The following is a 7455-nucleotide window of genomic DNA, read 5'->3' as shown; positions in this document are numbered from 1 at the left end:
AACACCGGCGAAGCCGCAAGCAACTCCACCGCCATACCCACCCACTGCGACCCCTGCCCCGGAAACACGAACACCGGCCCAGGACCCACACCCCCCACACGACCCCGCACCACCCCCGCATCCGGCCGCCCCTCCGCGACCGCCACCACCCCCCGCAACAACCCCTCACACCCCGCACCCACCACCACCGCCCGATGCTCCAACGCCGCACGGGAGCGGATCAGCGAGGAGGCGACGCGATCGGCGCCCATGTCCCGGTGTTGCGTCAAGTGCGTGTTCAGACGGGCGGCCTGGGCCCGCAGGGCGCTCTCCGTATGGCCGGAGAGCAGCCAGGGGACGGGGCCGGACCAGCTCTCGCCCGCGGGCTCGGTCGCCGGGTCGGTCGCCGGGTCGTCCGCCGGCGTGTGCTCCAGGACCACGTGGACGTTCGTGCCGCTGATCCCGAACGAGGACACACCGGCCCGCCGGGGGCCTCCGGTCTCCGGCCACGTCCGCTGCTCCGTCAGCAGCTCCACCGCGCCCGCCGACCAGTCGACCTCCTTGGAGGGCTCGTCGACATGCAGGGTCCTCGGCAGGACCCCGTGCCGCAGCGCCAGGACCGTCTTGATCACGCCGGCCGCGCCGGAGACGGCCTGGGTGTGCCCGATGTTCGACTTCAACGACCCGACGTACAGAGGTCGTTCACGGTTCTGGCCGTAGGCCGCCAGCAGCGCCTGCGCCTCGATCGGATCACCCAGTCGCGTGCCGGTCCCGTGCGCCTCGACCAGGTCCACGTCGGACGGTGTGAGTCCGGCGTCGGCGAGGGCGGCACGGATCACCCGCTGTTGCGCCGGGCCGTTGGGGGCGCTCAGGCCGTTCGAGGCGCCGTCCTGGTTGGCGGCCGAGCCGCGGACCGTCGCGAGCACGAGGTGGCCGTTGCGTCGCGCGTCCGACAGGCGTTCCACGACGAGGAAGGCGACACCCTCCGACCAGCCGGTGCCGTCGGCCGTGTCGGCGAACGCCTTGCAGCGGCCGTCCGACGCCAGACCCCCCTGCCGGGCGAACTCGTCGAAGGCGCCCGGGGTGGGCATGACGGCGACACCGCCGGTGAGGGCGAGGTCGCACTCGCCGCCGCGCAGGGCCTGGCCGGCCAGGTGCAGGGAGACCAGCGAGGAGGAACAGGCGGTGTCGACGGTGAGGGCCGGGCCCTCCAGGCCGAGGGCGTAGGCGATCCGGCCGGACATCACGCTGCCGCTGTTGCCGGTGAGCAGGTAGCCGCCGGCGTCGGGCGCGTCGCCGAGGAGGGTGCCGTAGCCGGTGGGTGAGCCGCCGACGAAGACGCCGGTGCGGGTGCCGCGCAGGGACGACGGGTCGATGCCCGCCTGTTCGACCGCCTCCCAGGACACCTCCAGCAGCAGCCGCTGCTGGGGGTCCATCGCCAGCGCCTCCCGCGGGGAGATGCCGAAGAACTCCGCGTCGAAACCGGCAACGTCGGCGAGGAAGCCGCCCTGCTGGGCGCCCGAGGCGCCCCACACGTCCCAGCCCCGGTCCCCGGGCACGGGGGAGATCTCGTCCCGGCCTTCGGCGACGAGCCGCCACAGGTCCTCGGGGCCGGTGACCCCGCCGGGGAGCCGGCAGGCCATGCCGACGATCGCCAGGGGTTCGTCGTGGTCGGCACGGCGTACGACGACCGTTCCGGCGGCGGGGCCGGGGCCGCCGTTCAGCTCCAGGCGCAGGTGGTCGGCGAGGGCGGCGGGGGTGGGGTGGTCGAAGACGAGGGTGGCGGACAGCCGGAGACCGGTGGCCGTGTTCAGCCGGTTGCGGAGTTCGGTCGCGGTCAGGGAGTCGAAGCCGAGATCCTTGAACGGGCGGTGGCCGGGGATCTCCGTCGCATCGGGGTGCCCGAGGACGGACGCGGCGCGCGAGCGCACCAACTCCAGCAGTACGGAACCCTGTTCGGCCTCGGTGAGGGCGTCGAGCCGGCGTCGGAGGGCGTGGCCCGCGCCGGCCGAGTCCGTCGTCGTCCCGCCGTCGTCGAGGGTCTCCGGCGCGTCGCCCAGGGCACGGGCGGCCTCCGGGATGTCCTCGATGAGGGGGCGGCGGCGGGCCCCGGCGTAGACGGGTGCGAAGCGGGACCATTCCGTGTCGGTGACGGTGAGGCAGGTCTCGTCGTGCTCGACCGCTTCCCGCATGACGGACAGCGCGAGCGCGGGGTCCATGAGGTTCAGCCCCATCCGGGACAGGGACTCCTCGTCCAGGTCGGCGGCCATGCCCTCGGAGCGCCAGGTGCCCCAGGCGAGGGACGTCGCGGGCAGCCCCCGGGCGTGGCGGGACCGGGCGAGGCCGTCGAGGTGGGCGTTGGCGGCGGCGTAGGCGCCCTGGGATCCGCCGCCCCAGGTGGCGGCGCCGGAGGAGAACAGGACGAACGCGTCCAGGTCCAGGCCGGCGGTGAGTTCGTCGAGATGGCGGGCGCCGACGGCCTTGCCGGTGACGACCTCGTCGATCTCCTGCGGGGTCAGGTCGCGCACCTTGGTGTAACGCACGACGCCGGCGGCGTGCACGACGGCGGTCAGCGGGGTCTCTTCCGGTACGTCCGCCAGGAGCGCGGCGAGGGTGTCGCGGTCGGCCGTGTCGCAGGCGGCCAGGGTCACTTCCGCGCCCAGGGAACGCAGTTCGGCCGCCAGGTCCGTCGCGCCCGGGGCCTCGGGGCCGCGACGGCTGGTCAGCACCAGCCGCTCGGCTCCCTCCCGGGCCAGCCACCGGGCGACGTGCGCGCCGACGCCGCCCGTGCCTCCGGTGACCAGAACCGTGCCCCGGGGTTTCCACTCCCGGACCGGGCCGCGCGCGGCCAGCGGTGCCCGTACCAGGCGCCGGGCGAACACCTCCGTCCCGCGTACGGCGAGTTGGTCCTCCCCCTCGGCGGCTCCGGCGAGGAGGGCGGTGAGCAGCGGGCCCGTGTCGTCGTCCCAGACGGCGGGCAGGTCGACGAGGCCGCCCCACCACGCGGGCTCCTCCAGCCCCACCACCTGGCCCAGGCCCCACAGTTGCGCCGCCTCGGGCCGTACGGTGTCCCCGGGCGCGACCGCGACCGCGTCCTCGGTGACCCACCACAGCGGCACCCTCGTCCCGGCGGAGCGCAGCTCCCGCACCAGCGCCGCGGCGTCCTGGACCGTGCCGGGCAGGGCCACGACCCCCGCGAAGTCACCGGCGGCGGCACCGGTAGCGACCGTCACCTCGGCCCCGGCCGCCCGCAGCGCCCGCGCGAGGCGGGCGCCGGTGTCGTCGCCCGGTTCCACCAGCAGCCAGTGGCCCGTCAGTACGCCCTCTGCGGTCGTCCGGCCGGTCGAGGACCGGTCCCCGGCCGGTTCACGGCGCCGCCACACGACCCGGTAGCGCCAGTCGTCGACCACCCGGCCGCGGCCGGCGCCGACGCGTGTGTCGGGCCAGTAGCGCCGGTGCTGGAAGGCGTACGTCGGCAGGTCCACCCGGCGGGCGTCCGTGCCCGCGAACAGCGCCCGCCAGTCGACGCCCACCCCGTGCGCGTGGATCTCCGCCAGCGCGGCCAGCAGGGCCGGTGCCTCGTCGCGGTCCCGGCGCAGTGCCGCGACGGCGGCCAGCTCCGGCACGGTCTCCTGCACCAGGGAGACCAGGGAGCCGTCGGGGCCGAGTTCCAGGACCGTGCCGACGCCCTGGGCGCGGGCCGTCCGCACCCCGTCGGCGAACCGCACGGTCGCCCGTACGTGCCGCACCCAGTACTCCGGGGTGCACAGCTCCTCCCCCGCGACCTCGCCGGTCACGTTCGACACGAGGGGGATCACCGGCTCGGCGAACCGGACGCCCGCCAGGACCTCGGCGAAGTCCTCCAGCACGGGTTCCATCAGCGCGGAGTGGAAGGCGTGGCCGACCGCGAGCCGCTTCACCCGCCGGCCGTCGGCCGCGAAGCGGCCGGCCAGCTCGCGCACGGCGTCCTCGGGGCCGGAGAGGACCAGAGAGGACGGCCCGTTGACCGCCGCCACCGACACCCCCGTGCCGCCGGGGATCTCCGTCTCCCGCGCCCGTACCGCCCACATCGCGCCGCCCGGGGGCAGGGCCCCCATCAGCCTCCCGCGCGCCGCGACCAGCCGGCACGCGTCAGCAAGCGACCACACTCCCGCCACATGAGCCGCGACCATCTCGCCCACAGAATGCCCGAGCACCACATCCGGCTTCACTCCCCATGACTCGATCAGACGGAACTGCGCCACTTCCAGCGCGAACAGCGCCGGCTGGGCCCGGTCGGTGGACTCCAGCGCCTCGGCGGGGCCGTCCAGGACGACCGGCTTCAGCGGCTCCGGCAGCACCTCGTCGAAGGCGGCGCACACCTCGTCGAAGGCTGCCGCGAACACCGGGAACGTCTCGTACAGGCCGCGTCCCATGCCGGCCCGCTGCGACCCCTGGCCGGAGAACACCACCGCGAGCCCGCCGTCCGAGGAGGCGCCCCGGACCAGTCCGGGCGCGTCCTCGCCCGCGACGAGCGCGCGCAGTCCCCCGGTCAGGTCGGGCGGCGCGGTGGCGGTGACGGCGGCCCGGTGCTCCAGGTGGCCGCGGGTGGTGGCCAGGGAGTGCGCGAGGTCCGCCAGTCGCGGGACCGTGTCCCGGTCGAGGTGGGCGAGCAGGCGGGCCGCCTGGTCGCGCAGGGCGGCCTCGTTCCGGGCGCTCAGCAGGACGGGTACGGCGGGCAGCGGACGGCCCGGCTCGCGGCCGGTGCCCTCGGGCTCCGGCGGCTGCTCCGGCGCCTCCTCGATGATGACGTGGGCGTTGGTGCCGCTGATCCCGAACGACGACACACCCGCCCGGCGCGGGCGGTCCGTCTCCGGCCACCGCCGCTGTTCGGTCAGCACCCGCACCGCGCCGGCCGACCAGTCGACCTGCCGGGTCGGTTCGTCCACGTGCAGGGTGCGCGGCAGGACCCCGTGCCGCAGCGCCAGCACCGTCTTGATGACTCCGGCGACTCCCGCGGCGAACTGGGTGTGGCCGATGTTCGACTTCACGGAGCCGACCCACAGCGGCCGGTCCTGCGGCCGCCCCTGCCCGTACGTCGCCAGCAGCGCCTGGGCCTCGATCGGGTCACCGAGCCGGGTGCCGGTGCCGTGCGCCTCGACGGCGTCCACGTCCGCCGGCGACAGCCCGGCGTCCGCCAGGGCGTCCCTGATCACCCGCTGCTGCGAGGGGCCGTTGGGGGCGGTCAGGCCGTTGGACGCGCCGTCCTGGTTGACCGCCGAGCCCCGGACGACCGCCAGGACGGGGTGGCCCGCTCGGCGGGCGTCGGACAGCCGCTCCACCACCAGGACGCCCGCGCCCTCCCCCCAGCCCGTGCCGTCGGCGCTGTCCGCGAACGCCTTGCAGCGGCCGTCGGAGGCCGATCCGCCCTGGCTGTCGAACTCGCCGTAGATGGTGGGGGACGTCATGACGAGGACCCCGCCGACGAGGGCGAGGTCGCACTCGCCGGCGCGCAGCGACCGGCCCGCGAGGTGGAGGCCTACGAGGGAGGAGGAGCAGGCCGTGTCGACCGTCAGGGCGGGCCCTTCGAGGCCGAGCAGGTAGGCGATGCGGCCGGACATGATGCTGGCGGGCAGTCCGGTGAGGGCGTATCCGTCGGTGTTCTCGCGGGCGTTGCCGAGGAGCGCGCCGTACTCCTGGGTGGCGCCGCCGACGAAGACGCCGGTGCGGCTGCCGCGCAGCGAGAGCGGGTCGATACCGGCCCGCTCGACCGCTTCCCACGACACCTCCAGCAGCAGCCGCTGCTGCGGGTCCATGGCGAGTGCCTCGCGGGGCGAGATGCGGAAGAAGTCGGCGTCGAAGTCGCCGGCCCCGGTGAGGAAGGCGCCCTGGTGGCGGGGGTCGTGGGCGGGGTGGTGCTCCCAGCCCCGGTCGGTGGGCGGGCCGGTCATGGCGTCGCGGCCCTCGGCGACCAGCCGCCACAGGTCGTCCGGGTGGGTCACGCCGTCGGGGAAGCGGCAGCCGATGCCGACGATCGCCAGGGGCTCCGTTGCGGCGGAGGTGAGCCGGTGGTTGTGCCGGCGCAGCCTCTCGTTCTCCAGCAGGGAGGCGCGCAGCGCGTCGATGACCTCGTCGAGAGATGTGTTCATGCCTCGGGCTCCCACTCGTTGTGGCGCTGGTGGTGGACGCTATGGGCCGGTGCGGGGGGCGGCCCCGGGGCGGGGCCGGGCCGCCCTCCGGGTGTGCGGGGACCCCCGGGGGACGCGCGGGGAGCGGTTCACCAGACGACGGGGATGCTGAGTGCGCCGTGCACCATGTTGTAGCCGCGGAATTCGAGTTCCTCCCGGGGCACCGCGAGGCGCAGGCCGGGGAAGCGCCGCAGGACGGCGGGGAAGGCGATCTTCAGCTCCAGCAGGGTCATGGTGGCGCCGGTGCAGCGGTGGATGCCGTGTCCGAAGCCGACCTGCTGGGCCGGGGTGCGGGTGAGGTCGAGCCGGTCGGGGTCGGTGTAGTGGGCCGGGTCGCGGTTGGCGACGGCCAGGGCCGGTACGACGTACTCGCCCTTGCGGACGGTGACCCCGCCGATCTCCAGGTCCTCGGTGGCGGTGCGGCCGCTCGTGGCGGAGATGACGCTGAGGTAGCGCATGAGTTCCTCGACGGCGGAGTCGAGGACGGCGGGATCGTCGCGCAGCAGGGCGAGCTGGCCGGGGTTGTCGAAGAGGGCGAGGAGACCGAGGCCGAGGGTGTTGGCGGTGGTGTCGAAGCCGGCGGACAGGAACATGTTGCTGATGCCGACGATCTCCTCGTCGTCGAGTTCGTCGCCGTGCTCGCGGACCAGCATGCCGATCATGCCGTCGGTGGGTGCGGCGCGCTGGGCGGTGACGATGTCCAGCATGAAGCGGTGGGCGGCGCCGACGAGTTCCTGGACCTCCTCGGCGGTGGCGGCGAGCCCGGCCGCCGCCTTGGCGGTGAGCGCGAGGTACTCGGCGCGTTCCTCGTCGCTGAGGCCGAGCAGTTCGCAGATGGCGAGCAGGGGGAAGGGGAAGGCGAACGCGGCCATGAAGTCCGCGGGCGGGCCCAGCTGTTCCATGCCGTCGAGGCAGTTCTCGGCGATCCGCTCCAGGCGGGGGGTGAGTTCCCGCATGCGGCGGGCGGTGAAGCTGGAGGCGACGGTGCGGCGCAGCCGGGTGTGCTCGGGCGGGTCCATGTTGACGAAGCTGCCCGGGGACACCACCAGCTGGTCGTCGTCGATGCCGGGGAGCATGAGGGTGAGCGGGGTGAGGGCGCTGCTGAGGCGGGGGTCGGTGAACATCTGCCGTACGTCGTCGTAGCGGGTGACGACCCAGATGTCCTGGCCGTTCGGCAGGCGCCACTTGTGCACCGGGTCCTCCCGCTGCACCTCGCGCAGCCGTGGGCCCGGGTCGAACGGGCAGACCGCGTCGCGCTGGTAGGGCAGAGGGGTTTCGATGTCGAGGGGCATCGGTCCTCCTTGGGGGG

At 74.7% G+C, this 7455-nt stretch carries 2 protein-coding genes; both read right to left on the bottom strand.

Annotated features, from left to right (window positions below):
* A partial coding sequence (locus ACZ6BB_RS39650) for a type I polyketide synthase (RefSeq protein WP_471619959.1) occupies positions 1-6107 on the bottom strand: 6107 nt, incomplete at its 3' end.
* 128 nt (positions 6108-6235) lie between these two features.
* The gene (locus tag ACZ6BB_RS39645) at positions 6236-7438 is read right to left on the bottom strand and encodes a cytochrome P450 (protein ID WP_471619958.1); all 1203 of its coding nucleotides are present in this window, start codon (positions 7436-7438) and stop codon (positions 6236-6238) included.
* Positions 7439-7455 lie beyond the last annotated feature (17 nt).

It is taken from the genome of Streptomyces sp. NPDC041108 (genome assembly GCF_055592645.1).
The sequence above is the reverse complement of the archived record's forward strand: the minus strand, read 5'-3'. Positions and strand labels throughout refer to the sequence as shown.